Raw genomic sequence first — 25,839 nt, 5'->3', positions numbered from 1 at the left:
GTGACAGTTCTACAAAAGTCTGTTTTTTAATTTCTAGAGACGGTCATCTTCCCATGCTCTATCATAGTCTTTTATATTATCAGTTCCAGTTGTTCTATTAAGGCTATCTGCAGAGCGATTTGATTTATTTGGTTTCATAAGCCTTGTTACTTTAACTCTTTCGTCCTTTTTCAAAATCGCATGACCCCCAAAGGCTGACTTTAATATGGAAATTGCGAAGAATAGTTATTGAATTGTTGATAAGCTTGGTCTAATTTTTGCTGTTCTTCTGCCTCTAGTTTGTACCATCCATGCTGGAACATAAGGTTATAGAGTTCCCTGCAGCTTTGATGTGTTTCAGTCAGAATTTGTAATACATCCGTATGAAGCTGTTCGTGGCTCGCTTCTCTTACGGCAATGTTGAGGCTGTCCGTTAAATACTTACATGTACTAAGTGCGTCATTAACAAAATCTCGATCATTCATATCTGGAGTTTTAACTTTAGGCAATTCTCCAGTCTGAGGGTTCGCAATTTGGTTGCTGTTTTGACTTTGCTGATTTGACATTATTCTTCCTCCGTTCCTTAATAATCGTTACTGCTGCTGCATCTGCTGTGTATTAGGAAGATTGGCTAATGCAGTATTGTTATCCACCTGAAGGTGAGTAAGTAGTCGTTGATAATGATTTTGATGCATTTGTCCCGCCTTATTTAGTGCATCCTTTAATTGAGGGTTTTGGATCTGATTCGCCATAAAATGAAATTTCTTAAATGCTAAAAGCTCCCATGATAAGGCATCCTTTAGATAAAGCACATCCTTTGTCGTAATAGCCCTAGGAGGGTTTGGAATCGGTGGTTGATTATTTTGCATAAGTAAACTCCTTTCATTTAACTTCCAACAAATTTATATTTTGCGAAATGTAACCAAAATATGCTTTTTATTTATTTAACTTATTTTTGTTTTTCAAAAATTATGTTATATTGAATATAGAAAACAAACATAAACAAAGGATAAAACAATATAAATAAAAGCAGAAGTATGGAAGGGTGCAGGGCATGCTGGTAGCGGAAAGGCAGAGAAAAATTGTTGATTTAGTGAATGAACGACTAAGTGTAAGGGTTACGGAACTAAGCAAAATTTTTTCTGTTACAGAAGAAACGATTCGCAGGGATCTTGAAAAACTTGAAAAAGAGAATCTATTAATGAGAAGTCATGGCGGGGCAGTAAGTATTGAAAAGGACCAAAGTGAAACCTCTTATATAGAAAGGGAAATTACCAACGCTACTGAAAAGAATGCCATTGCGGTTGAGGCCGTCCGTTCTATTGAGCCTGGAGACCAAATTGTTTTGGATGCCAGTACAACCGCATGGTATGTGGCAAAGGAATTAGAGGACATGCCATTAACGGTACTAACAAACTCAATTAAAGTAGCGATTGAGCTTAGCAAAAAGGAACAAATCAAAGTCATCTCCACAGGCGGGACGTTATTGGCACAATCCTTATCATATGTCGGCCCACTTGCCGAAAGGTCCCTTGAAATGTACCATGTCAATAAAGCTTTTATATCCTGCAAAGGAGTGCACCTTGAAAAAGGACTAAGTGATTTTAATGAATTACAAGCACTGTTGAAGAAGCAAATGATTGACATTGCCGATGAAACAATTCTAATGGTGGACTCAAGTAAATTTGGAACACGAGCTTTTTCACAAATTGCTCCTATAACAAAGATTGACTGCATTATTACCGATTCAAATATTCAAGAAAAAACGAAAAAACAGTTAAAGGAAAGAAACATAGACGTGACAATTGCAAAATAAATAGAAACAGACCAAATTTTGGTCTGTTTTTCCTTTTCATTGCACCTAGTTTTCAATCATGTTAAATTGCTAGATAAGGCAAATTCATTTGAGAAAGGGGGAGCATTGATGAGCATTGAAGTAAAAGAAAGTGTCTCTAAGAAGATTCTAACTGAAGCAAAGGGATATTTAGATGTTGGATTTACCCATTCATTGAATCCTTACAGTGGTTGTGCCTTTTCTTGTCGGTATTGCTATGTAAGAGAAATGCCGATTCAAAGATTCAGAGAAATCCCTTGGGGAGAATGGGTAGAAATAAAAATAAACGCAGCTGAAAATTACCGAAATGAAATATTAAAGCTTCGAAAAAAAGACAAACCGATTAATATTTTTATGTCATCTGCAACCGATCCCTACCAACCGATAGAGCGGAAAGCCAACATTGTCCGCGGGATATTACAGGTAATGATTGAATATCCACCGGATTTTCTTTGGATTCAAACACGTTCCCCGTTCATCACAAAAGATATTGATTTGTTGACGGTATTGAAAGATAAATGCAAAGTTCTTGTGTCGATGACAGTTGAGACAGACAGGGAAGATATCAAGCAAATTTTTGCTCCTTCTGCACCTGGAATTCAATTAAGGTTAAGGGCTTTAAAAGAAATTCATGCCGCGGGAATAACCACACAAGCTTCGCTATCACCAGTATTGCCATTTACACCTGATTTTCCAAAAGTATTGGACGGAGTCGTCGATCACATTTGGATTGATACGTTAACCATTGGGGATGGTGCAAATGGAAAACGTTCTGAAAGGTTAGGTATGCCTCTGTTATTTGAGGAACATGATTTATCAAAGTGGTATAGAAAAGATATACATGTCAAGGTAGAAAAGTATTTTAATAAATTTTTCCCTAGTGAAATGATACGGGTTTCTAAACAAGAAGCATTTTTAGAATAACATGTGAATGCAGACCGAATTAGGTCTGTTTTTTTGTTTAACAAAAACATTGTCGTTTCCCATACTATAAATTATCCAAAAGTAAACGGGTACAATTGTGACATAAATGGTAATAAACAAATATAAACAGAAGTAAATTATTGTTTTTATGTTGATTTATGTTTGTTTTAGAAGTATGATTACGGTGTAGAGAATAAATATAACTAAAATAAAAAATCAAAAGGTTTTATATAAGGAGAGAGTGGAAAATGAGCATGACCATGATCAAAGATGGAATATACTCCGCAGCATTTTTACATGAAATGTTAGAAACAACCTCGAATTTATATCGTTTAGGCTGGGATGAACGAAATGGCGGTAATATCAGTTATTTAATACATGAGTACGAAGTTCTTCCCTTTTTGAATGTAGACGATGTTAAAAGAACAGTAGCAATGAACTTTGACGCCTCACCCCTAGCTGGACGTTACTTCATCGTTACAGGTTCCGGAAAATATTTTAAAAATGTAAAAAAAGATCCAGCCAATAACCTTGGTATTATCCGTATTTCTGCAGAGGGTAAAAGCTATGAAATTCTTTGGGGATTTGAAGATGGCGGGATTGCAACAAGTGAATTACCAACACATCTTATGAACCATATGAAGCGCTTAGCCGTTGATAAAAACCATCGAGTAATTATGCATTGCCACGCAACAAACCTAATTGCGATGTCCTTTACACATAGTTTAAACGAAATAGAATTTACAAAAACCTTATGGGAGATGTGTACAGAATGTCTTGTTGTTTTCCCTGAAGGAGTAGGGATTATTCCGTGGATTGTTCCCGGAACAAATGCCATAGGTGAAGCAACTGCAGAGAAAATGGAAGAAGTCCGCCTTGTACTCTGGCCGCATCATGGAATATTCGGTGCAGGCAGCACATTGGATGAAACTTTTGGCTTGATTGAGACAGCGGAAAAAGCAGCAGAAGTATATACTATAGTTTGTGCCCAAGGTGGTAAAAAACAAACGTTAACAGACCAGCAGCTATTGGAACTAGCACATGCTTTTAATGTGGTACCACGAAAGGGAATTCTTAAACTATAGGAATATAATGAATTATGGTATGTTTCTTACAAAGAAGCATACTTTTTTTGTTCTAATCGGTGCAGGGAAATGGTATCATTATAACTTATAAAAAGCACTTTTAGGTCCAATAGGAAATAGGTGAATAGAGTGAACCAGGAACTTCTTAACGAACTTTTACAACTGACAGATGAAGAGAAAGAGATTATTGAACAACAAAGTAATGTGAGCAAAGATTTATATACAAGTAAGACAAATTTTATTATTGAAAGTGAGAAATTCTTAAGTAAAGATAAGATGATCATGGTTCGAAAACATACAAGATTTGTGGATTTTCCTTTACATAAACATGATTACATTGAGGTCAATTATGTTTTTAATGGGGAATTGCAGCAGATTGTTGGGGGGAGACAGATTACCTTAAAGGAAGGTGAACTGTTGCTCTTAAACCAACATATTGAACATGAAATTAAAGCTTGTGCGAAAGAAGACATTATCATCAACTTCATTATTCGTCCTGCTTTCTTTGACTTCATTTTTTCCTATTTAAGTTCTGAAAATTTTGTCAGCGATTTTTTGTTGAGCAGCCTTTACAATAATACTCAGGATGGGCAATTTCTTTATTTTAAAGTTTCTGAAGTGGAGGCCATACAAGAATTAATTAAAAAAATAATCCATGAAATTATGTATCCGACCACTTTTTCAGAGTCTGCCATCAAGCTTTATATGGGTCTCTTTATGATTGAGTTAATAAAGAATTCTGATAGGGTAGAGAGAAAAGAAGAAGCGTCCATCACTCATTATTTGGTGGTGGAATCACTTAAATATATTGAGGAACACTACAAGGAAGCCTCTTTATATGAATTAGCAGATCAATTAAACCAATCATATTATGGTCTTAGTAAAACGATTAAAAAGGCAACTTCTCGGACCTTTAAGGAGCTTCTTCAGGAAAGAAGACTAGAAAAAGCAAAAGAATTATTACAAGGAAGTGATTTGCCGATCGCTTTAATTGTTGAGCAAGTCGGCTATGATAATATTAGTTATTTTTATCGGATTTTTAAAGAGAAATATGGAAGAACTCCTAATGAATTCAGAATGATTAAGTGATATAATACAATAATATTTTTACATCATAAGGAGATACAACATCATGAATTTTTCTGCAAAACAAGTGGTCTTTATTAGTTTTATGTTATTTTCTATGTTTTTTGGAGCAGGTAATTTAATTTTTCCACCCTTTCTTGGTCAATCAGCTGGTGATCATTTATGGGCTGCTCTTGCTGGTTTTATCGTGTCTGCAGTTGGACTGCCGATATTAGGGGTCATTGCGGTGGCTAAGGCAGGTAGTTTAAATGAACTGAATCTTAGAGTTCATCCTATTTTTGCGCTCGTTTTTCCATTTTTAATCTACATTGCCATTGGTCCTGGACTGGCGATACCACGTGCAGGAAGCCTTGCATTTGAAATGGGCGCAGCGCCTTTCTTGCCAGAAAATTTTGTTGGAAGCCCAGTTTCTTTACTCATCTATACTGTCGTCTTTTTTGGCCTAGCGGCATGGTTAAGTATGTATCCTTCAAAACTGATTAGTCTTTTTGGGAAGTTATTGACCCCAATACTTTTAGCTCTAATTGCAGTTATTTTTATAAAGAGCTTAATGGATCCGATTGGGTCATTTGAATCACCGATGGGGAATTACCGTGAGAATCCTCTTTTTCAAGGGATTTTAGAAGGGTATTTAACAATGGATGCATTGGCAGCCCTGGCATTCGGAATTGTCATTGCTAACACGTTGACAGCACAAGGAGTGCAAGATCCCAAAAAGAAATCACGCTATATGATGTACGCGGGTTTGGGTGCTGGGTTGTTATTAGCAGTAATTTATCTAATTTTAGGATATTTAGGGGCTTCGAGCTCTTCTTTAGGACAAGCAGAAAATGGGGCCATTATTTTGTCTAACATTATGACATACCTGTTTGGACAAAGCGGAACACTCATTTTAGGTATCGTTTTTACATTAGCATGTTTTTGTGTTTCCATTGGTTTGATTACATCATGCAGTCAATTCTTCTCTACTGCCATTCCAAAAGTTGCTTATAAAGTATGGGTCGTGATCTTAGCTGTTCTTAGTACCGCTATTGCGAATTTAGGATTAACGCAAATCCTGCAGATTTCAGTACCTATTCTCGGGATGATCTACCCGATTGCCATCGTACTGATCTTCTTAGGGCTATTTGATGATATGATAAAAAGAAATCCATATATTTATATCACTGTTATAGGCTTTGTAACTATATTCAGTATATTGGACACGATTAATAGAACATTCCTAAATAACATATGGGGCGGGGGATTTGAAATTCTTCCTTTTTACATCGAAGGAATTGGGTGGCTAACCCCTGCAGTTGTTGGCTTAATCGTTGGTTATCTGTTAGGAAAGTTAAGAGGTCCATCACCTGTAACAAGAACAAATCCATAATATTGTTAAAAAACGAGAAACCAATTAGATTGGAGGTTTCTCGTTTTTTTTGCGCTTCAAAAATTGGTTATGAAGGGTTTCATGCTTCCCAAAAGCGCGTTGGATATGAAAAACCAGTCCTCATTAGGGTTTCATGAAGCCCAAAATAGAGTTGGAAAAGTAAAAATGGTCCTCAGAAGGGTTTATGAAGCCCAAAGTAGAGTTGGATAAGAAAAACCAATCCTCATGGAGGGGGCATGAAGCCCAAAACAGAGCAGGAAAAGAAAAAACGGACTTTATTATGGGTGCTTGAAATCCAGTATGACAGCAGATATAAATATGTTTTCGTTACTAACCCAAGATGGTATGATTTAGTAATCAGGCCTTGATTAATAGCAGGGAGGTGTAGTGGTGTCACATAACAAACATCAGTCAAAAAGTAATTTACTGCTTTACATTAACTCCCCAGAAAAGCAGCGTGCACTATATCGTCGAACTTTGATTATTGTAGTATTATCACAAATTTTCGGCGGTGCAGGACTGGCAGCTGGTATTACAGTTGGTGCACTTCTGGCACAAGATATGCTGGGAACAGATAGCTTTACAGGAGTTCCAACTGCGTTATTCACACTTGGATCTGCAGGAGCGGCTCTTCTTGTTGGGCGGTTATCCCAGCGTTATGGCCGCCGGTTGGGGCTGGCAGCTGGTTTTCTTGCCGGAGGGATAGGTGCAATAGGAGTAGTGGTTTCAGCCATCACAAGTAATATTTTACTTCTTTTTGTCTCCCTTCTAATCTACGGCTCAGGGGGCGCTACAAACTTACAAGCCCGCTATGCAGGAACTGACTTGGCAAGTCCAAAGCAGCGTGCTACAGCGATTAGTATTGCCATGGTTTCAACTACCTTTGGTGCGGTCGCAGGTCCGAACTTAGTGGATTTTATGGGCGAATTTGCAACAAGAATTGGTATCCCGGCACTATCAGGACCGTTTATCCTAGCAGCAGCCACCTATATTCTCGCTGGTTTGGTGCTTCTAGTGCTACGTCGTCCTGACCCGCTCATCGTTGCTAAAGCTATTGCCGATGAGAAGAGAAACAACAAGAACATCCTTATAGATAGTCATACACACTCACTAACGTTTAACAAAAGAGGAATTGTTGCCGCAGCAATATTAATGGTATTAACCCAATTGGTGATGGTTGCCATCATGACGATGACACCTGTACATATGGGAGAGCATGGTCATGGTTTACGTGAGGTTGGAATGATCATTGGATTCCATGTTGGTGCTATGTATCTACCATCTTTGCTGACAGGAGTCCTCGTTGATCGAATTGGACGTCTGTATATGGCAATCGCAGCAGGTATCACCTTACTTGCAGCAGGACTGCTCGCTGCCATCGCTCCCGGTGAATCAATGACATTACTTACCTTGGCACTCATATTGCTTGGTATAGGCTGGAACTTCGGATTAATAAGCGGAACTGCGATTCTTGTTGATTCAACGAATACGGCCAATCGTGCAAAAACGCAAGGAACCGTAGATGTTATGGTTGCCTTATCCGGAGCAACTGGAGGTGTACTTTCTGGAGTTGTGGCTGCGAATACTAGTTACGCAACACTATCCATTGCAGGAGGAATTCTGTCACTCTTCCTCATACCAGTATTAATCTGGTCAAGTTCTAAAAGAGTTAAAGTTACTGCGTGAATTGCAACTTTTATTTGAAAATAATGTGCAACCTTCTGGCATAGTGGACCGTCCACTTATGCTAGAAGGTTTTTATTATTTAAGGGGGAAATAGGATGAAGGGTATAGGTATGTGGGGTATTTTACTAGTATGCGTTCTCCTGACAGGTTGTAACAGTAACAGTGAGCAAACGAAAGGAGAACCTAAAAAAGAACAAACTCCACCTTCTGAACCAAATAAAAATAAGCAAGTGGAAGAACCTGAAGTTAAGAAGGGTACACCGGAGTGGGATATGCTGCAAATAGAACAAGCGGTTGAAAACAATGATGAAGCTGTTTTTATGAGTTATCAAAACAGTGAGAATCACCTCTTCTTTAAAGAACAAAAAAGATGGATAGAAGAAGCGAAATTTAAAAAAGAACAAGGCTATACACTATCTGTGGACATTAGTTTTATGAAAGAAAATGATACGAAAGGGAAGGTTTATTTTAGAGTCAAGATGAGTCATCCTAATTTCGAAAGCACAAACAACTTAGTCATCTACCAAGCAATTAAGGTTAATGAAAAGTGGATTCTAAATGATGTGCCATTTGAAACTCTAACTTCCGAATCTGGATCAATCACAGTTTATTATAAAAAAGGACAAGAAGATACAGCTCAAAAAACATTAAAGGATGCCACAGATATAGTAGCCTTCTATTCAAAAATGTTTAATTGGAAACCAGAACCGATCTCCATAAAAGTATATTCCAATATTAATGAAGTGTCGGCCACAGTCCCATGGGTCATGTTGAGCGGATGGAATGAGATTGGAGAATCACTAAAAATTAACTCAGGCGTCATGTCGCAAATTTTTAAATATCTGGCCCATGAATTAACACATAAGATGGTAGGAGATATAACCAACGATAATGCATCCATCTATATACAAGAAGGATTTGCTACTTATTTACAGGCTGCCATAAACCGAGACGGTAACGGAATGGTCTCATTTGATCCTCAAAAACCGATTGAAAACGCGCAAAAAGCAATGGAAATCTCGAATACTTTAAAAACAATCGAAGAGCTTGGGCAAATTGATTACACTGATCCTGAAGGTTCCATGTACCGTGATGGAGCACTACTAAGCACGTACCTAATCGAAACAAAAGGGATAAATATATTTTTTGATATGCTTAAGTCTTTATCTGCGTTTGAATATATAGATAAGCGCATTGAACATAAATTGGAAATGGTAAATTCACGAACAGTGGAGGCTATCGAGAAGGTTTATGGTCCTGATGAACAAGTTTCTGCGGATTTAAAAAACTATTACCTCAAATAGAACGAACTGATGAATGAAGCATAGACTATTGTATCAAACTGTAAGGGTGTCAAACCATGAAATGGATGAGACAAGTACAACCAATGATTGGGCAGGCTTGGACTGGGAGACACGTGGTCTTACTTCATTGTTCAACGAATAATCAACTTATACATTTATATAAAAGCTACCACGCACCAATTGAACCTCCCCGCGAAAACTGTGCTGAAACATTATCACAATTATTAAGTATCGGCTATCGTATTCATGCTATTACAGCTATTTCACCAAATCAAATTCAATACTTTTTGGTCCTTGAATAAAGTTTTCACTTTTCAACCAAATAAACAGCCGCTTCAGTCCTAAAAAAAGCGGCTGTTTTCATTTGCTCAAGTTTAGTAAAACAATCTGATTAGTGCTAATTTACTAAAGTGAAAAGGATAGTCTTTTTTATCCATTCACATAAATTCTAAACTTATTTATTATTATTTATATTACGTACCGAGTTCGTCTGATAAAGTATGTTTCAACATCTGATAGATTTTTATGGAGGGAAGGTGGAAAATAGTGAACACAGATCAAGCTTATGAATTGTTAACTGACGCTGGAGTAAATGAAGAACTCAGTATTCAAACAGTTAGACGATGGCTGCGTGAAAGAAAAATAAAATACGTGGGCACAGTTCCTCAAAATTCTAGATACATAATTGATGATACAGACAAAGCCTTGAACATGTTAAAGGATGCAGGTGTTTCCGAACGTATTGGAATCCAAATTGTACGACGATGGCTTAGGGAGGGAAAGATTCAAAACGTGGGGAATGGGAGAAGTGAATATTTTCCAAATGAAACTCTCTCAAAGGTGTATTTAACTAACGATACAGATCAGGAAAAGATTTTAGTTCAATTAAAAGTAAAACTTAATACACAGGATGAACTTATAAAAGGAATGGAACAACTACATAAGTCATCTATCGATACTTTAATTCAACAAAGAGAAAATTTAAATAATGAAATCATCGAACTAGAGCATGAAAATAGTGACCTACAAAAGGAAATGAAGAAGCTGCTAAAAGAGAATATTGAATTACGAAATCAATTGTTAAAATTAAAGGAAGAACTTTCTAAAGGAAACAAAAAAGAACCTGATAAGGTTCCAGAAACAATACTTACTAAAATGAATGATGTCCGTCGGAAATTAGGACTCTCAAAAACGTCCAGTCATAAAGACGTTTCTTCAGGGTATAAAAAATTATTAAAAGTCACGCATCCAGATCAGGGCGGCAACGCAGCAGCCTTTCATTATATTAAAACAGATTACGATTATTTTAGAGCTAGTATTAAAGAATAATTGACATCGCTATCGTACACACTTAACCATTCTAGTGCCTAACAACAAAGTTAGGCACCTTTTTATAAAAGATTTGAATATAAATAGAAATAAATGTAGAGGAGAGGATACATATGGAATTAACCTTAGAGTATGCCAAACAATTAGACCAAGCTGATAGCTTGAACAAATTTAGAGAAGAATTTTACATAAAACCAAATTCCATTTATATGGACGGAAATTCATTAGGACTCCTTTCAAAACGAGCAGAACGAACTCTTTTAGAATCCTTAAATGATTGGAAAGAACATGGAATTGATGGCTGGACAAAAGGAAAACACCCGTGGTTTTTTTTATCAGAAAAGTTAGGAGAGATGATGGCTCCGTTAGTCGGAGCTTCCTCTGATGAGGTAATTGTCACGGGTTCAACTACGGTAAATTTGCATCAGCTTGTAGCTACTTTTTATCATCCGGTAGGAGAGAAATCAAAAATTCTAGCGGATGAATTAACCTTTCCATCTGATATTTATGCTCTTCAAAGTCAGCTTCGCATTCATGGATTTGAACCGGATACACACCTTATTCGTGTAAAAAGCCGGGATGGACGTTTCTTAGATGAAGAGGATATTATTGACGCCATGACCGATGAAATTGCGCTTATCATTTTGCCTACGGTACTTTATAGAAGCGGCCAAATCTTGGACATGAAGCGTCTAACGGCTGAAGCGAATAAAAGAGGAATATTAATCGGTTTTGACGGCTGCCATTCCATCGGTGCCATACCACATTTGTTTAGTGAATGGGGTGTTGACTTTTCCTATTGGTGCAATTATAAACATTTAAATGGCGGACCAGGAAGTGTGGGAGGTTTGTATGTAAATAAGAAGCACTTTGGAAAAGCTCCTGGTCTTGCGGGCTGGTTTGGTTCTAAAAAAGAGAAACAATTTGATATGGAACATATTTTAACACATGCTGAATCAGCCGGTGCCTATCAAATTGGCACACCTCATGTTTTAAGTCTTGCTCCTTTACTTGGTGCTTTAGAGATTTTTGCAGAAGCAGGAATTGAAAATATTCGGGAAAAGTCATTGAAAATAAATCGGTTCTTAATGGATTTGTTGGACCAAGAATTATCCGAAATGGGATTCACCATAGGGAACCCAGTAGACGATGTTCGCCGAGGCGGTCATGTGAGCCTAGAGCATAAAGAAGCAGCACGGATTTGCAAATCATTAAAAGAAAATGGTATTATTCCTGATTTCCGGGCACCTAATATTATTCGTCTCGCTCCAGTAGCACTATACACTTCTTATAGTGAGGTATGGGAAGTAGTTCAAATTCTTAAGAATATTATGGAAGAAAGACAATATGAAAAATTCGCAAATGAACGAGAGGTCGTAGCATAAAATTACGAATAGTAGGCAATATGTGGAACAAAATTACTCATCTAAATAAAGGAAATGAATATGGAAGGGGATTGAACATAGTGGGGGAGAGTTTTACATGAATACACCAGAAAAAAATACTAGCCAAGGATTAGAAAAATCAATTCAAACAGATTTCCAAAAAGCAATGTCATATGGTGATTATCTGCGTCTTGATAAGATTTTAGATAGTCAGCACCGCTTATCTGACCACCATGATGAAATGTTATTTATCATAATCCATCAAACTAGTGAACTATGGATGAAATTAATTATTCATGAATTATCAGAAGCGATTACGTATATTCGCCAGAATGATTTAGAACCATCTTTTAAAATTCTTTCTCGTGTTTCGAGAATCCAGCAGCAGTTGATTCAGTCATGGAGTGTTCTTTCAACTTTGACTCCTTCAGAGTATCTAGAGTTTAGGGATAAACTCGGTCAATCCTCAGGGTTCCAATCATACCAGAATCGGATGATTGAATTTGCATTAGGCAGCAAAAATGCTCATACCCTAGCAGTCTATCAGCATCAAACAGAACTATATGAAAAAATGCAGGAGGCTCTTCACAAACCTAGTATTTATGATGCAGCGATCCATGCACTTGTTGCCCGCGGAATACCTGTTGATGACGAGGTCCTAAATCGCGATTTATCTAAAAACTATGAACTGAATGAAAGTGTTGAAGAAGCATGGCTGAAAGTTTACCGTAATGTCGACCAATATTGGGATTTATACGAGCTGGCTGAGAAATTAGTCGATATTGGAAATCAACAGCAGTTATGGCGGTTCAATCATATGAGTACAGTAGAACGAATTATTGGACATAAGCAGGGAACAGGGGGATCATCAGGAGTAACCTATTTAAAAAGAGTCCTAGACCAGCATTTTTTTCCTGAGCTTTGGAGCTTAAGAACGAAATTATAGAAAAAGTTTTAGATAAAAACTAACGCAAAAAAGCACCGCTAATGGTGCTTTTTGTGTTGGTTCGATTTTTATTAATTATTTAGAAAATAATACAAATATACGGTAAGTTCAGATAGAATTAATAATGTAAAAATATAGAAAAAGGTGGGATCATATGCTACATGAAAAATTAGAGATAAAACATGAACAGGATACCGCAACATTGTATACTTACATATTAGATAATTCCCCAGAAATAGATTTAAACCGAAAAAGACCCATGATTGTCATATGCCCGGGAGGAGGATATCAATTTACATCTGAAAGAGAGGCAGAACCGGTTGCTATCAGGTTGAACGGTATGGGATTTCATTCATGTGTCCTAAAATACAGTGTGCAGCCAGCGGTATTTCCATCAGCACTTTGTCAATTGGCAAAAGCAGTAGGTAAGGTACGTGACCATGCAGACGAGTGGAATGTAGATACTAATAAAATAATTGTTCTTGGCTTTTCCGCTGGAGGTCATTTGGCAGCAAGTCTTGGCGTATTCTGGGATAAGGAGTTCCTGGCCGAAATGCTGGAATATTCGAAAGACCAAATTACTCCAAACGGTTTAGTCCTTTGTTATCCAGTCATAACATCAGGGCAACATGCACATCGCGGCAGTTTTGAAGCATTATTAGGGGACAAGTGTCAAGATGATGAAAATCTAAACTTGGTATCTTTGGAGAAACAGGTTACGGCTAATACTCCTCCAACTTTCTTATGGCACACTTTTACGGATATAGCCGTTCCTGTTGAAAATAGCTTTATGTTTGCAGAAGCACTTTTAAAAGATAAAGTTCCTTTGGAAATGCACATATATCCGAATGGAGTTCATGGATTATCCCTTGGAACGGAGGAGACGAAAAGAGTAGATAACGACATGCACATCCAGACAGAAGTTACCAATTGGATTGAGATGGCAGCCCGTTGGATTAAAGGACTTTAAATATTTTCGTTTTAGGTTACTTTTTACTTAAGAGAAATATACTTACTGCTAATGTAATCACTGAAATATACTTACTACCAAGAATTAGATAACTAATCGTTTGTGACTCCAAATGAACATTTGGATGTTTTATTAATGTGTAAATGATAAGAATCCCAAAAAACAGGATTGTATAGGCATGTTTGTAGGAAGTGTTAATAATTAGGAATCCTTTATGGTCTTCTTTTTTATTTATAAGAAAAATGATCTGATAGGACAAGACTAATAATAATAGATAGGTTAATAGGATGATACCCAACTCAATGGTCAATGGAGATCCTCCTTAACGTATTTTACTTGAAAAATTCAGTCGAAAAAGCTAACAAAATGGTACTTTAGTCCATTTTGTTAGCTTTTTCACATTTCACAGACCAGGACTATCTTCTTTTTCAGTTTGATGTGCAGGGATTGGTATTTTCTTTTTTGCTAATTTACCCTTTTCCCATTTGAAAATTTTATTTAAGAATAGATAGATATTTTTGGATTCTTTTGTTAACAGTGGCCCAATTATAGCCAATATCAATACATATACAGCTGTAAATGGTTTGAGAATTGGCAGTAATCCTCCGGCAAGTCCTAAGTTAGCAACAATGATTGAAAATTCACCTCTAGAAACGATTGTTAATCCAATATTGGAGGAAGCTTTATAAGACAATCCCGCTTTTCTCCCGGAAATCATTCCAGCTACAAAGTTACTAATAATCGTTAGTAGTACTGCACCGACAGCAAGCCAAACCGCTCCTCCTAAACTAAAGGGGTCAATGCTTAATCCGAAGCTAAAGAAAAAGATGGCTCCAAAGAAATCTCTAAAAGGAATGACTAAATGTTCTATGCGCTCGCGGTGTTCTGTTTCAGAGAAAACTAAACCTAATAATAGTGCACCAATGGCCTCGGCAACATGTAGTTTTTCTGAAAATCCTGCGATAAAAAAGAGTGAAGCAAAAATGACGAGGATAAATATTTCGTTAGATTTAATGTTTAATAGTTTATTGAGAATAGGTGCCCCTTTTCGAGCAATAACAAAGAATAGTATCATATAACCCAGTGAAATGAGGACGGAAAGGATTGTTCCTCCAATCGTGGTCGATCCGCCAAGCAAAAGACCAGACATGATGGAGAGAAATAAAGCTAGGAAAATATCATCAAAAAGAATAATTCCTAGGATTAATTCTGTTTCAGAATTGGCCGTTCTTTTTAAATCGACAAGAACTTTTGCCACAATGGCACTAGAGGAAACACTTAGAAGACCTGCAATGATTAAGGTTTCCATAATAGGAAAACCTGTAGCGAAGCCATAAGCTAAACCTAAAGTGAAATTAAGTGCGACGTAAATAGAACCGCCAACTACAATCGAACGTCCTGAACGAACTAATTTTCCAACTGAGAATTCAAGACCTAAATAAAATAGTAAAAATAAAACGCCAATCCGGCCGAAAAACTCAATAATTTCTGAGCTTTCAATGAAGGTAAGATCAATAATACCGATTTGAGGAGCATGCGGACCAACTGCCATCCCTAAGAGGATTAGAAACGGGATGATTGAAAATTTCAACTTTCCTGCTAATACTGCTGTAAGAGCAACTAATACTAATGCGGTTCCGACTTCAAAAACTAAATGATTCGTCACAAGTATCACCCGTCCCTTCTTGAGAGTACTTCTTTAACTATCTTTTTTACTTGATTGCGTTCACCAGACACAATAACGGTATCGCCTTCTTCTAGTAGGGTTTCAGGACCTGGAGTATGAATTTTTTTATGATTTTGACGTTTAATAATCGCAATAATATTTACTTCATAAGATTGACGGATATTAAGTTGTCCGATGGTTTGATTTACCGCTGCAGCATTCGTTTCTACATTAAACCACTCAATCACTAAATCATCAAATGCCATTTCTATCGTTTCTAATGCTTTTGGCGCGTAAGTCATTCCGCCAATGATTGCTGCAATCTGTCTTGCTTCCTGATCATTGAAGGTAGCGCTAGCAATTGCTTCCTCATAATCCTCCTGATCGAAATGATAAATGTCTCTTCTGCCATCATCGTGAATGATAATCACAAGCTTATCCTTACTATTGGTGATGGCCTCAAATTTCTTCCCGATACCTGGGAGTTCAATTTCGCGAATATTCATGTTTACTTCCTCCTCAAATAATTTGTACACGGATAGAGTGCTTCTCCTATAAGTTGACATCAATTTCCGTCTTAATTTTTTCATCTTTGGAAATTCCAAGGTACTTTAGCGTCTCTGAAGGGGTTGAGTGGTTGAAATGCTTTTGCAGAATGGAAATGGCGATTCCACGTTTATAGGCGTGAAATCCAAAGGTCTTACGCATGGAATTGGTTCCAATTTTACCTTGTATCCCAATCGCTTCTGCAGCTTGATGAATGATTCGATAGGCTTGCTGGCGAGTAATCGGTTTGTCGGTTTTGGCTGACTTGAACAAATAATTTTCAAACGTTAATTGTTGCTTTTGGACGTAGTGGAGAATAGCTTGCTTTACTTTAGCATTCAAGTAGATTTCCTTCATCGTGTCATGATGTGGGTAGGAATAAAAATTCTTAACACTGTCTACTTTTTCTAATACATCGCCAACCTTGATATCGAGCATTTCGGTAATTTTCAACCCCGTGTTAATACCAAAAACAAAAAGTAAATAATCTCGCTCGGAATGCTTTTTTAAATACTTTTTAATTAAATTGATTTGCTTGATGTCCCTTAGAGCTTCAACATACTCCATAAAAGATCTCCTTTATCCATGTTACATAATAATATTGTAACACGGTATTATGTAACATTCAAATTTTCTGCATAACTATACAAGTCTTTGCTTTAAATCAGATTCTAAAATGGTGAATTCATTTCAGTTTTTGTTTATCCAAAGGTTTTATTACTATATAATCGAATACAAGATCGTTTTACGAAATGGAGATTTTACTATGAAGCCAAAAGTAATTGTTTATAAAAAGTTGGATAAGAGAATTTTGGATGATATTGCAGACAGTTGTGAGGTTATTTATTTTGAAAAACTTGATTCTGAAACCTATCCTGTTTTTCTTGAGGCATTAAAGGATGCCCAAGGTTTATTGGGTTCGGGGCTAAAAGTAGACAATGAGCTATTGGAGCAAGCACCACAATTAAAAATAGTCTCCAATATATCTGTAGGATACGACAATCTGGATATGGAGGCTTTAAAAGAGCGGGGGATTATGGCAACCAATACCCCAGATGTTTTAAATGATACGGTAGCAGATACAATAATGGGATTAATCCTATCGACAGCTAGAAGAATTCCTGAATTAGATCAATGGGTTAAATCGGGGCAGTGGGAATCAGGTCTTGGAGAAAAATGGTTTGGAGTTGATGTGCATCATAAAGTATTGGGAATCATTGGGATGGGCGGCATTGGGTCCGCTGTGGCCAAAAGAGCACATTTTGGATTTGATATGGAGATTTTATATCATAATCGTTCTCGGAACCAAGGGGCGGAAGAAAAATATGGAGCTGCATACTATTCAATGGAGGAATTGTTAAGGAAGTCTGATTTTGTATGCTTAATGACACCGTTAACTCCAGAGACCGTAAATTTGATTGGTAAAAGAGAATTCGAGCTTATGAAAGAGTCGGCGATCTTCATAAATGCTTCAAGAGGGAAGACAGTCGACGAAGAAGCGTTGATTCAAGCGTTACACAAGGGGCAAATACACGGTGCAGGACTAGATGTTTTTGTTCAAGAGCCAGTGAACAAGGATAACCCGCTGCTTTCGATGAAGAATGTTGTTACGCTGCCCCATATTGGCTCGGCCACCAATGAAACGCGATTCAAAATGGCCTTAACAGCAGCAGAAAATTTAGTGTCAGGGTTAAAAGGGGAAATACCGCCAAACTTAATAAGGAAATAGGGAATTAAACCTCGCCTATATTCAAGGCGAGGTTGTTTTTATTGTTGTTCTATAAACATTACTTGAAAGTTTATGAATAAATAAGCTGCATTGTTCAGCAATTAGATCTTTATCATTGTCCAAGCTGGCAACATGATAAGAATGATATAACGGAACCACTTCTTTAATTTCTGATTGAATCGATGACAAAATATAATTCGTGTTTTCAGGCGGAACAACGTGGTCTTCTTCCGAACGAAATGCCAGAACAGGGCAATTAACACTTGGAAGTTTATCCTTTGTTTCAGCCATTAATGCAAATAACTGATTAATCGATCGTATAGGTGCTTTTGTATAAGTAATTTCTTGAACATTTTTTGCTTTTATATCTGGTTCACCTTCATCAACAAAACGGGGGATGTGTTTGTTTTTATACCTTTCCATTGGAGGAATGGAGTTGATTGCGGCATTGATTAACATGATTCCTTTAATATTGCTATACTTTTGAGAGAGATTGAGTGTTAAAGTACCACCCATCGACTGTCCTATGACAAAGATGTTGGAGCAATGTTGTTGTAAAAAAGTGAAACCATCTTCTATACTTTTAATCCAATCATGATAATTGCACTTTTCCATATCCTCAAAATGTGTTCCGTGACCTTTTAATCTAATTCCGTAGACGGTGAATCCTTTATTTGCAAGATATTCTCCCAAGTACTTGACGCTTTGTGGAGTTCCAACAAAACCATGCGATATTAAGATCCCAATTTCATTTCCTTTAAAGAAAAATGATTCAGCTCCTGGTAACACGGGGTATTGTTCAATCATGTGTAAAACTCCTTCCTTTATCATTAGTATAAGTAAATATTAAAAAAACACCTCCTGATTAAAGAGAGGTGCCTTTTGCTGTCAAATCGGCAAATTACTATTAAGTATCTTTAAGATATACCTATAATTCCGATGTGTCAAGTTGGTTTTAGGGTGAAGTCAAAAAATTTAAAAAAGTCATTGACAATAACTAGGTTACAAAGTATATTTTAGACTATAGTTTTAATCCCAAGTAAACAAGTGGGTAATGTGAGAAAAGGAATAGTATAATAGTAAGCCTATTGGTCAACCAATGGCTCCTCTAAATTTTGCTGAATGGGCAAAATAGAGGAGCTTTTTTTATTCCTTTTTATGCTAATCATAAAGGAGAGTTGAAAATGGGAAAAATTCTTCGACAAGCGGTGGAAAAACGGCGTTTGGAATTAATTAACAAACTCATTGCCTTTGGTATTTATAAAAAAGAGGAACAACATCTATTTGAGCTATCCCTAACAGATCTAGAAAACGAATTTAAGAAATTTATTGGAGATCAACATCCTCATAGCGAATTAGAATCCTTACATTGGATTAATAAAAATTAATACATTAAGTTGACCAGACAGCTGGAGACTTCCTTATTTAAGGGGGGTCTCCTTTTTTATTGACGAAAGGAGGTGGTGCGATCGGTGGTGGACCGATAGAACATCTTTATACGATTAAAATTTACAAAAATAGTAAGGGGATGATGTAAATGGCGATTGAGTTAACTCAATCTTATAAATTGGCAACTCAATTGTATGATGTGAGTCTTAAAGCTGATGTTCTTGTCATTGGCGGGGGACCAGCTGGTGCATGGACTGCCATAACAGCAACTCAAAATGGTGCTTCCGTTATTTTAGTTGATAAAGGTTATTGTGGCACAAGTGGAGCCACTGCTCCTTCAGGCACTGGTGTTTGGTACATTCAGCCTGATAAAGAGAAAAGAGAAGAGGCAATGAAAAGCCGTGAAGCCTTAGGCGGGTATCTTTCAGAACGAAAATGGATGAAACGAGTGCTTGATCGTACCTATGCAAATATGAATCAATTAGAAAATTGGGGCTATCCTTTTCCAATAGATGAAAAGGGGGTAGCACATAAAAGAAGTCTTCAAGGACCCGAATACATGAGATTAATGCGAAGGAAATTGAATAAAGCAAAGATTACGATACTAGACCATAGTCCTGCTTTAGAGCTGTTGTACGATAGTCATGGCGTGGCAGGTGCTGCTGGCATTAACGAACAAACCAATCAAACATGGTCTGTCCAGGCAAGTTCAATTGTTATTGCTTCTGGCGGATGCGCATTCCTTAGCAAGGCATTAGGATGCAACGTCTTAACAGGAGATGGTTACTTGCTGGCAGCTGAAGCTGGAGCTGATTTTTCGGGAATGGAGTTTTCAAATGCATATGCGATTACGCCCAAATTCTCTTCAATTACAAAAACAGCATTCTATAATTGGGCTTCATTCACCTATGAGGATGGATCCATTATCGAAGGTGCAGGCTCCCAAAGAGGGCGTTCAGTTATTGCAAAAAAATTGCAGGAAGGTCAAAAAGTGTTTGCCCAATTAGTTAAGGCGAAGGATGATCTCGACCTGCAAAAATGGATGAGAATTGCGCAACCAAACTTCTTTGTACAATTTGATCGAATGGGGATTAATCCGTTTGAGGACCGATTTGAAGTGACGTTACGGCTAGAAGGGACGGTACGCGGAACGGGCGGCATTCGTATTGTGGATGAGACATGTGCCACATCAGTACCAGGTCTGTTTGCAGCAGGTGACGCAGCAACCCGGGAATTGATATGCGGCGGCTTTACAGGAGGAGGAAGCTATAACGCTGCTTGGGCGATCTCTTCCGGTTACTGGTCAGGGGAAGCTGCTGCAAAGTATGCTTCCAGTTTCAACCGAGATAAACGAGACAGAGCGTTAACAAGAAAACAGGTAATCGGAATTAATGAACACTCTAGTGGTAAAGATTTCCTCGATGCCACCGAAGTGACCAAGAGGGTCCAAGCAGAAGTTACACCTTTTGACAAAAACCTGTTCAGAACAGAAGAAATTTTAACACCTGCCTTATTAAGGCTTAACACTTTATGGAATGAGACTAAGACGAGTCTACAGGAAAATCAGGGGAATCTTTTACGGGTTCGAGAATCAGCCGCTATGTTAGCAACATCAAGATGGATGTACACAACGGCACTAGAACGAAAAGAAACACGTGGGATGCACAAAAGACTAGACTACCCTGTTCTGGATGAAAATCAACATTATCGTCTAATTACTAGTGGATTAGATGAGATAAAAGTGAAACCAACTACCATATTGCAAAACACGTAAGGAGGAAAAAACTTGATTGAAATTTTACTAGAAGACCAGTGTGTGGAATGTAATTTATGTGTAAAAGTATGTCCGACGAACGTTTTTGAAAGAAGAGATGGAAAAGCACCTAAAATTGCACGACAGGATGACTGTCAGACTTGCTATATGTGTGAACTTTATTGTCCTGTTAAAGCTTTGTATGTGGCACCAAACGCCGATGAGGTTATGGGTATAACGGAGCAAGATTTAAACGAAACAGATTTAATAGGAAGTTATCGTTCTAGTATTGGCTGGGAGAAGGGTCAAAAATCCACAGCCAAACAGGACTTGGCATATAAATTTTATTTAAAATAATTGGAGTGTGGAGAGAATTGAAGAATATTATTGAGAAAAAATACTTATTTTTTGTCGTCTTACTATTTACCCTGCTTTTAACGGCATGCAACTCAAATGGTGCTGCTACTAGCGCGGAAACTAAAAAAGTGAATAGCACAGAGTCAAATAAAGAAGTAAATGGTGGAAAGACGCTTCGGCTTGGTTATATTAATTCCACGGGATCGTCGAGTGAAGGGAAACCAGCAATATCAGGTGCTGAAGGCTGGGCCATTGAAAAGGGATTTCTAGAAGATGAGTTGAAAAAAATCGGTATTACCGAAATTGAATATTACTCTTTTCCCAATGGACCTAATTTAAATGAAGCCATGGCCTCTGGAGAAATAGATTTAGGCATTTTCGGTGACACACCAGCGTTATTGGCTAGGGGTGCAGGGCAAAAAACAAGATTAATTGGCTTGGCAAATATATATCAGGACATCTGGCTTGTAACCAATAAGAAAAATGGAATTTCTAAACTGGAAGATTTAAAAGGAAAAACAGTTGCTACATCTAATGGTTCTTATATGTTTCGCTATATTCAAGGATTATTAAAAGAGGAGGGTTTACTAGATGAGGTCAAATTTGTTTCTTTATTCCCGCCAGAAGCACTGGCCTCACTAGAACGTGGTGACATACAAGCCTATGCATTCCCGACTTATATGGGTCCAAAACATGTGAAACTCGGTTTCCCACTTGTATTACAGGCAAGCAAAACAACTCCAGAATTAACAGGCACTTCTGTCATTGTAGCGACTGAAAAATATCTGGATGAAAATCCAAAATTCTTATCCGTCTGGGATGCTACACGTACAAATGCAGTAAAAGATTTAAAGGAACATGCGGAAGAGTATTTCCAATATGCTGCTGTTGTATCGCAGCAGGATTTAGATGTTGTGAAGGAAAGCATTCCATTAGATAACATTAGGGAAGAGAGTTTTCCTGATGAAGGGATCAAATTATTAGAGGGAACGAAAGAATTTTTGGTAGAACAAAAATTGATTAAAAAAGACTTTGATTTAGACGAGTGGATAATACGAGAATAATAGCGGTCAATGGCCATGAGATAAGAGGTGTTAATATGAACAAGACATTTGTAAGATATATTTTACCAATTGTTCTCCCTATATTGATTGTTTTAATGTGGATCTATTTAACTGAAAAAGAAGTCATTGCGGCCTATTTAATTCCATCACCTTTAGTGGTTATCGATACATTTATTCAATTTTTAGGAGATGGGACTCTTTTGGATGATACTTGGACCAGTGTTAGCAGGATGCTGCAAGGTTATTCCTTGGCAGTGGTCACCGGACTAATATTCGGAATTATTATGGGATTGTTCGCTCGTATTGACCAATTTTTTGCCGGTGTATTTAATGCCGTAAGGGTAATACCGCCATTAGCTTGGATCCCAATCATTATCCTTTGGTTTGGAATTGGTGAGACTTCTAAAGTAATCATTATTTTTAAGGGAGCATTTTTCCCAATTCTTCTAAATACGATTCAAGGCATTGAAGGGGTGCCTAAAGGTTATTTAGAAGTTTCTAAGCTGATGGGGGTAAGTAAGAGGAAAGGGTTATTCCAGGTGATTTTACCTGCTGCGCTGCCTTCCATATTTGTTGGTCTCAGATTAGGACTTGGTACTGCATGGATGGCTGTTGTAGCAGCTGAGTTAATTGCTTCTGAATCGGGATTGGGATTTAGGATAACCCAAGGACGAGAACTTTCACAGCCGGATGTCATGGTTATTGGAATGGTGATGATTGGACTGATTGGAGTATCAATGGATGCATTAATAAAGTTGATTCAAAAGCGTGTCCTTTCCTGGCAGCCGGGGATTAAATCTTAGGAGGTTACGTAAATGCTTACCCAAGCTAGAGTTCAATATGGAACATATAAACCAAAAATCAAAATATCTAATTTATCAAAATCGTACATTCAAAGACACATGAAACTAGAGGTATTAAATAACGTTGATTTAGAAATTCAGGAAGGAGAGTTTTTGACCATTGTCGGTTCAAGCGGTTGTGGAAAAAGTACTCTACTGCGCATAATTGCCGGTCTTGATGGGTCATTCGACGGCTCCATTACAATTGATGATCAATTAATTTCAGGCATTGGCCGGGATAGAGGGATGGTATTTCAGGATCATCGTCTGTTTCCGTGGATGAATGTTAAACAAAATATCAGTTTCGGTCTGGAGCACCTTACTGCAAAGGAGCGTAATAGAATAGTCCAAGAGCATATTGAATTAGTCGGATTAAAAGGTTTTGAAAAAGCGAAGCCCGGAGAACTATCAGGAGGTATGTCACAGCGTGTTGCAATAGCACGTACTTTAGTAAAAAAACCAGATATTATTTTGCTGGATGAACCGTTTGGTGCTCTCGATGCACTTACAAGGATTCAAATGCAACATGAAATTCTGAGAATTAGAGAACAATCGAATATTACAATGATCCTCGTTACCCATGATATAGACGAAGCTGTATTATTAGGTGACAGAGTCATTGTCATGTCAAAAAAACCAGGACGCATTCAAAAGACAATACCGGTTTATTTACCAAGACCACGCGATCGAAATAGTTATGATTTTATCAAAATTCGTGAACAAATATTTAACCTATTCTTCGAAAATGAAAAAGTAAAAATACCAGAAGACTATTCAATATAAATTTTTTAAACAAAGTTGCCTCAAAGATGGGCAGCTTCTTTTTTGGGGAATTCTAATCCACCGTTAAGCAAACACTATAATTTAGATGTATTAAGTTGATTTTTGGAGGTAGAAGTATGAGTCGACTAGACAGGCTCAAAATGGGGACAGTGGAAACAAGGCACTTCCAACAGTTTAATGAGTTATTACGGTATGTGTTCCAAGTGACCAAGAAAGATTTACAAATGGTAGGCTGGGAAGAACGCGAAATCGCTTTAGCAAAGAAGCCGGTACTCGATCAGGCGGATGTGATTGGATGGTTTGATGGTGAGAAACTTGTCTCACAGTTGGCTGTATATCCTTTTCAAGTAAATATTTTTGGGCGGACATTTGAAATGGGTGGATTGACCGGAGTCGGTACCTATCCAGAATACGCGAATATGGGACTAATGTATAAGTTAATGCGGCAAGCTCTATCGGATATGCAGCAAAGAAAACAATCTATTTCCTATTTATTTCCCTATTCTATTCCATACTACCGCCGCAGAGGCTGGGAAATCATTTCGGATAAAATGACCTTTGAAGTGAGAGATGTCCAATTACCAAAGATAAAGAAAGTTCCAGGTTATGTGGAAAGGTTGGATATTGAGCATTCAGATGTAAGAACCGTATATAAACTTTTTTCTGATACCATGCATGCAGCCATGATACGAAATGATTTAGCATGGGATGAATATTGGAGATGGGATGTAGATGAGTTAACAGCTGCTGTTTACTATGATCACACACACAATCCACATGGGTACCTTTTGTACTGGATTTCTGAAGATATCCTCCATATTAAAGAAATGGTCTATATGGATCAAGAGGCGCGTATCGGACTCTGGAATTTCATTGGTGCTCATTTTTCCATGGTATCAAAGGTGGTCGGAAATATTTTTATGAATGAGCCATTAGCCTTTTGGCTAGAAGACGGGGATATCAAAGAAACTATTTCTCCTTATTTTATGGCACGAATTGTAGATGTCAAACAGTTTGTAGAGCAGTATCCATTTATAGCGACAGGATCAGAAAAGAAAATAACCTTTAAGCTTGAGGATCCCATGCTGGAATGGAATAAAGGGACCTTCACACTATGTGTTTCCGGTGATGGTCACGGTAATCTTATTGAAAGTAATGCTACACCTGCTCTTTCATTTGATATACAGACACTTACAACAATGTTACTAGGTTATAAGAGACCTGCTTACTTAGCAGCTATTTCTCGTATTAAGGGAGATGAACAGGTTGTTGAGGAATTAGAGAATATAATTGGGCGGCAAACACCATATTTTTCTGACTACTACTAAGCTTGGTTATTCTGAGTGGGGGCTGTGTAAATTCCACTATTGGTTATTTACAAAGATATGAAGTTCAATGAAGGACAAATCAAGCAAGTTCCGAGTGAGATTTGTCCTTCAAATCGTCGATGAAAGGCAAATCAGGAGAGATCCCAATGAGATTTGTCCTTCATAAGGTTGGTGAAAGACAAATCAGGAGAGTTGCGAATGAGATTTGTCCTTCATAAGGTTGATGAAAGACAAATCAGGAGAGAACCCAATGAGATTTGTCCTTAATAAGGTCGATGAAAGACAAATCCGGAGATTTTTCAATGAGATTAGTCCTTCATAAGATTGATGAAGGACAAATCATGCAAGCCCCGAGTGAGATTCGTCCTTCATAAAGTCGATGAAAGACAAATCAGGAGAGATCCCAATGAGATTAGTCCTTCATAAGGTTGATGAAGGACGACTCAGGAGAGTTCTCAATGGGATTCGTCCTTCATAAGGTC

Annotated in this window: 29 protein-coding genes; 21 read left to right on the top strand and 8 right to left on the bottom strand. The window is 37.5% G+C overall.

The features are described from left to right. Nucleotides 1–33 precede the first annotated feature (33 nt). The 3 genes from BANA01_RS29540 to BANA01_RS13825 are packed head-to-tail and all read right to left on the bottom strand — an operon-like array spanning nt 34 to nt 848. Nucleotides 34–174 carry a hypothetical protein gene (locus BANA01_RS29540; RefSeq protein WP_157411790.1) on the bottom strand — a complete coding sequence of 47 codons (141 nt, stop codon included), beginning with the start codon at nt 172–174 and terminating at the stop codon, nt 34–36. A gap of 26 nt (nt 175–200) precedes the next feature. Continuing rightward, the gene (locus tag BANA01_RS13830) at nt 201–545 is read right to left on the bottom strand and encodes a spore coat protein (protein ID WP_063253529.1); all 345 of its coding nucleotides are present in this window, start codon (nt 543–545) and stop codon (nt 201–203) included. A 27-nt stretch (nt 546–572) separates the two neighbouring features. Beyond that, complete coding sequence (locus BANA01_RS13825) at nt 573–848, bottom strand: hypothetical protein (protein ID WP_063253528.1); 276 nt, start codon at nt 846–848, stop codon at nt 573–575. Nucleotides 849–1,033: 185 nt separating this feature from the next. Between BANA01_RS13825 and BANA01_RS13820 the strand changes: the two genes are divergently transcribed. The 13 genes from BANA01_RS13820 (at nt 1,034) to BANA01_RS13765 (ending at nt 13,900) form a co-directional block, all read left to right on the top strand. Next, on the top strand, nt 1,034–1,795 hold the full coding sequence (locus BANA01_RS13820) for a DeoR/GlpR family DNA-binding transcription regulator (protein WP_063253527.1): 762 nt from the start codon (nt 1,034–1,036) through the stop codon (nt 1,793–1,795). 108 nt (nt 1,796–1,903) lie between these two features. Continuing rightward, entirely contained in the window at nt 1,904–2,737 is an 834-nt protein-coding gene (locus BANA01_RS13815; RefSeq protein WP_063253526.1) for an SPL family radical SAM protein, read from the top strand. A gap of 248 nt (nt 2,738–2,985) precedes the next feature. Beyond that, nucleotides 2,986–3,822, top strand: coding sequence for a rhamnulose-1-phosphate aldolase (rhaD, locus tag BANA01_RS13810; RefSeq protein ID WP_411834410.1), 837 nt, complete (start codon nt 2,986–2,988; stop codon nt 3,820–3,822). 129 nt (nt 3,823–3,951) lie between these two features. Continuing rightward, nucleotides 3,952–4,911: an AraC family transcriptional regulator gene (locus tag BANA01_RS13805; RefSeq protein WP_063253525.1), complete on the top strand. Its 960-nt coding sequence runs from the start codon at nt 3,952–3,954 to the stop codon at nt 4,909–4,911. A gap of 43 nt (nt 4,912–4,954) precedes the next feature. Then, the gene (brnQ, locus tag BANA01_RS13800) at nt 4,955–6,280 is read left to right on the top strand and encodes a branched-chain amino acid transport system II carrier protein (RefSeq protein WP_063253524.1); all 1,326 of its coding nucleotides are present in this window, start codon (nt 4,955–4,957) and stop codon (nt 6,278–6,280) included. A gap of 236 nt (nt 6,281–6,516) precedes the next feature. Next, on the top strand, nt 6,517–6,648 hold the full coding sequence (locus BANA01_RS30605) for a hypothetical protein (protein ID WP_268875087.1): 132 nt from the start codon (nt 6,517–6,519) through the stop codon (nt 6,646–6,648). Between the two features lie 22 nt (nt 6,649–6,670). After that, a complete protein-coding gene (locus tag BANA01_RS13795) occupies nt 6,671–7,966 on the top strand; it encodes an MFS transporter (RefSeq protein WP_063253523.1) in 1,296 nt (431 codons plus the stop codon). 95 nt (nt 7,967–8,061) lie between these two features. Further along, complete coding sequence (locus BANA01_RS13790) at nt 8,062–9,270, top strand: hypothetical protein (protein WP_063253522.1); 1,209 nt, start codon at nt 8,062–8,064, stop codon at nt 9,268–9,270. Between the two features lie 56 nt (nt 9,271–9,326). Beyond that, nucleotides 9,327–9,572: a hypothetical protein gene (locus BANA01_RS13785; RefSeq protein ID WP_063253521.1), complete on the top strand. Its 246-nt coding sequence runs from the start codon at nt 9,327–9,329 to the stop codon at nt 9,570–9,572. Nucleotides 9,573–9,816: 244 nt separating this feature from the next. Beyond that, a complete protein-coding gene (locus tag BANA01_RS13780; RefSeq protein ID WP_063253520.1) occupies nt 9,817–10,599 on the top strand; it encodes a coiled-coil domain-containing protein in 783 nt (260 codons plus the stop codon). A 113-nt stretch (nt 10,600–10,712) separates the two neighbouring features. Continuing rightward, nucleotides 10,713–11,984, top strand: coding sequence for a kynureninase (kynU, locus tag BANA01_RS13775; protein ID WP_063253519.1), 1,272 nt, complete (start codon nt 10,713–10,715; stop codon nt 11,982–11,984). 97 nt (nt 11,985–12,081) lie between these two features. Beyond that, nucleotides 12,082–12,930: a tryptophan 2,3-dioxygenase gene (gene kynA, locus BANA01_RS13770; protein ID WP_063253518.1), complete on the top strand. Its 849-nt coding sequence runs from the start codon at nt 12,082–12,084 to the stop codon at nt 12,928–12,930. Nucleotides 12,931–13,084: 154 nt separating this feature from the next. Continuing rightward, a complete protein-coding gene (locus BANA01_RS13765) occupies nt 13,085–13,900 on the top strand; it encodes an alpha/beta hydrolase (RefSeq protein ID WP_063253517.1) in 816 nt (271 codons plus the stop codon). 16 nt (nt 13,901–13,916) lie between these two features. Here the strand turns inward: BANA01_RS13765 and BANA01_RS13760 are convergent, their stop codons facing one another. The 4 genes from BANA01_RS13760 to BANA01_RS13745 all read right to left on the bottom strand — a co-directional run bounded on the left by BANA01_RS13760 (nt 13,917) and on the right by BANA01_RS13745 (nt 16,679). Then, on the bottom strand, nt 13,917–14,210 hold the full coding sequence (locus tag BANA01_RS13760) for a hypothetical protein (protein WP_063253516.1): 294 nt from the start codon (nt 14,208–14,210) through the stop codon (nt 13,917–13,919). Between the two features lie 93 nt (nt 14,211–14,303). Next, complete coding sequence (locus BANA01_RS13755; RefSeq protein ID WP_034674309.1) at nt 14,304–15,566, bottom strand: cation:proton antiporter; 1,263 nt, start codon at nt 15,564–15,566, stop codon at nt 14,304–14,306. 5 nt (nt 15,567–15,571) lie between these two features. Continuing rightward, nucleotides 15,572–16,072: a cation:proton antiporter regulatory subunit gene (locus BANA01_RS13750; protein WP_034674274.1), complete on the bottom strand. Its 501-nt coding sequence runs from the start codon at nt 16,070–16,072 to the stop codon at nt 15,572–15,574. Nucleotides 16,073–16,118: 46 nt separating this feature from the next. Then, nucleotides 16,119–16,679, bottom strand: coding sequence for a tyrosine-type recombinase/integrase (locus tag BANA01_RS13745; protein ID WP_034674272.1), 561 nt, complete (start codon nt 16,677–16,679; stop codon nt 16,119–16,121). A gap of 199 nt (nt 16,680–16,878) precedes the next feature. Here BANA01_RS13745 and BANA01_RS13740 point away from each other — a divergent pair, with 199 nt between their 5' ends. Beyond that, on the top strand, nt 16,879–17,841 hold the full coding sequence (locus BANA01_RS13740; RefSeq protein ID WP_034674282.1) for a 2-hydroxyacid dehydrogenase: 963 nt from the start codon (nt 16,879–16,881) through the stop codon (nt 17,839–17,841). A 21-nt stretch (nt 17,842–17,862) separates the two neighbouring features. Here BANA01_RS13740 and BANA01_RS13735 read toward each other — a convergent pair whose 3' ends face one another. After that, nucleotides 17,863–18,648 carry an alpha/beta hydrolase gene (locus BANA01_RS13735; RefSeq protein ID WP_034674313.1) on the bottom strand — a complete coding sequence of 262 codons (786 nt, stop codon included), beginning with the start codon at nt 18,646–18,648 and terminating at the stop codon, nt 17,863–17,865. Nucleotides 18,649–19,025: 377 nt separating this feature from the next. On the opposite strand from BANA01_RS13735, the gene BANA01_RS13730 reads away from it, so the two are divergent. From BANA01_RS13730 to BANA01_RS13700, 7 genes are all read left to right on the top strand, one after another. Continuing rightward, complete coding sequence (locus BANA01_RS13730; RefSeq protein WP_034674280.1) at nt 19,026–19,229, top strand: Fur-regulated basic protein FbpA; 204 nt, start codon at nt 19,026–19,028, stop codon at nt 19,227–19,229. A 149-nt stretch (nt 19,230–19,378) separates the two neighbouring features. Beyond that, a complete protein-coding gene (locus BANA01_RS13725) occupies nt 19,379–21,004 on the top strand; it encodes an FAD-dependent oxidoreductase (RefSeq protein WP_082799521.1) in 1,626 nt (541 codons plus the stop codon). 12 nt (nt 21,005–21,016) lie between these two features. Continuing rightward, nucleotides 21,017–21,340: a 4Fe-4S binding protein gene (locus BANA01_RS13720; RefSeq protein ID WP_063253515.1), complete on the top strand. Its 324-nt coding sequence runs from the start codon at nt 21,017–21,019 to the stop codon at nt 21,338–21,340. A 17-nt stretch (nt 21,341–21,357) separates the two neighbouring features. Beyond that, entirely contained in the window at nt 21,358–22,404 is a 1,047-nt protein-coding gene (locus tag BANA01_RS13715; protein WP_052106329.1) for an ABC transporter substrate-binding protein, read from the top strand. Nucleotides 22,405–22,439: 35 nt separating this feature from the next. Beyond that, nucleotides 22,440–23,207 carry an ABC transporter permease gene (locus BANA01_RS13710; protein ID WP_052106328.1) on the top strand — a complete coding sequence of 256 codons (768 nt, stop codon included), beginning with the start codon at nt 22,440–22,442 and terminating at the stop codon, nt 23,205–23,207. Between the two features lie 12 nt (nt 23,208–23,219). Continuing rightward, entirely contained in the window at nt 23,220–24,029 is an 810-nt protein-coding gene (locus BANA01_RS13705; protein WP_052106327.1) for an ABC transporter ATP-binding protein, read from the top strand. A gap of 116 nt (nt 24,030–24,145) precedes the next feature. Further along, nucleotides 24,146–25,357, top strand: coding sequence for a GNAT family N-acetyltransferase (locus tag BANA01_RS13700; RefSeq protein WP_034674293.1), 1,212 nt, complete (start codon nt 24,146–24,148; stop codon nt 25,355–25,357). Nucleotides 25,358–25,839 lie beyond the last annotated feature (482 nt).

The organism is Neobacillus niacini NBRC 15566, from assembly GCF_001591505.1.
GTDB lineage: Bacteria > Bacillota > Bacilli > Bacillales > Cytobacillaceae > Neobacillus > Neobacillus niacini.
This window is presented reverse-complemented; position numbering and strand designations above follow the sequence as displayed.

Excerpts from the sequence above, each read along its gene's own strand:
- BANA01_RS13830 (WP_063253529.1), bottom strand. The coding sequence starts at position 545 with ATGTCAAATCAGCAAAGTCAAAACAGCAACCAAATTGCGAACCCTCAG.
- BANA01_RS13825 (WP_063253528.1), bottom strand. The coding sequence starts at position 848 with ATGCAAAATAATCAACCACCGATTCCAAACCCTCCTAGGGCTATTACG.
- BANA01_RS13820 (WP_063253527.1), top strand. The coding sequence starts at position 1,034 with ATGCTGGTAGCGGAAAGGCAGAGAAAAATTGTTGATTTAGTGAATGAA.
- BANA01_RS13815 (WP_063253526.1), top strand. The coding sequence starts at position 1,904 with ATGAGCATTGAAGTAAAAGAAAGTGTCTCTAAGAAGATTCTAACTGAA.
- rhaD (WP_411834410.1), top strand. The coding sequence starts at position 2,986 with ATGAGCATGACCATGATCAAAGATGGAATATACTCCGCAGCATTTTTA.
- brnQ (WP_063253524.1), top strand. The coding sequence starts at position 4,955 with ATGAATTTTTCTGCAAAACAAGTGGTCTTTATTAGTTTTATGTTATTT.
- BANA01_RS30605 (WP_268875087.1), top strand. The coding sequence starts at position 6,517 with ATGAAGCCCAAAACAGAGCAGGAAAAGAAAAAACGGACTTTATTATGG.
- BANA01_RS13790 (WP_063253522.1), top strand. The coding sequence starts at position 8,062 with ATGAAGGGTATAGGTATGTGGGGTATTTTACTAGTATGCGTTCTCCTG.
- BANA01_RS13785 (WP_063253521.1), top strand. The coding sequence starts at position 9,327 with ATGAAATGGATGAGACAAGTACAACCAATGATTGGGCAGGCTTGGACT.
- kynU (WP_063253519.1), top strand. The coding sequence starts at position 10,713 with ATGGAATTAACCTTAGAGTATGCCAAACAATTAGACCAAGCTGATAGC.
- kynA (WP_063253518.1), top strand. The coding sequence starts at position 12,082 with ATGAATACACCAGAAAAAAATACTAGCCAAGGATTAGAAAAATCAATT.
- BANA01_RS13765 (WP_063253517.1), top strand. The coding sequence starts at position 13,085 with ATGCTACATGAAAAATTAGAGATAAAACATGAACAGGATACCGCAACA.
- BANA01_RS13750 (WP_034674274.1), bottom strand. The coding sequence starts at position 16,072 with ATGAATATTCGCGAAATTGAACTCCCAGGTATCGGGAAGAAATTTGAG.
- BANA01_RS13745 (WP_034674272.1), bottom strand. The coding sequence starts at position 16,679 with ATGGAGTATGTTGAAGCTCTAAGGGACATCAAGCAAATCAATTTAATT.
- BANA01_RS13740 (WP_034674282.1), top strand. The coding sequence starts at position 16,879 with ATGAAGCCAAAAGTAATTGTTTATAAAAAGTTGGATAAGAGAATTTTG.
- BANA01_RS13735 (WP_034674313.1), bottom strand. The coding sequence starts at position 18,648 with ATGATTGAACAATACCCCGTGTTACCAGGAGCTGAATCATTTTTCTTT.
- BANA01_RS13730 (WP_034674280.1), top strand. The coding sequence starts at position 19,026 with ATGGGAAAAATTCTTCGACAAGCGGTGGAAAAACGGCGTTTGGAATTA.
- BANA01_RS13725 (WP_082799521.1), top strand. The coding sequence starts at position 19,379 with ATGGCGATTGAGTTAACTCAATCTTATAAATTGGCAACTCAATTGTAT.
- BANA01_RS13710 (WP_052106328.1), top strand. The coding sequence starts at position 22,440 with ATGAACAAGACATTTGTAAGATATATTTTACCAATTGTTCTCCCTATA.
- BANA01_RS13705 (WP_052106327.1), top strand. The coding sequence starts at position 23,220 with ATGCTTACCCAAGCTAGAGTTCAATATGGAACATATAAACCAAAAATC.
- BANA01_RS13700 (WP_034674293.1), top strand. The coding sequence starts at position 24,146 with ATGAGTCGACTAGACAGGCTCAAAATGGGGACAGTGGAAACAAGGCAC.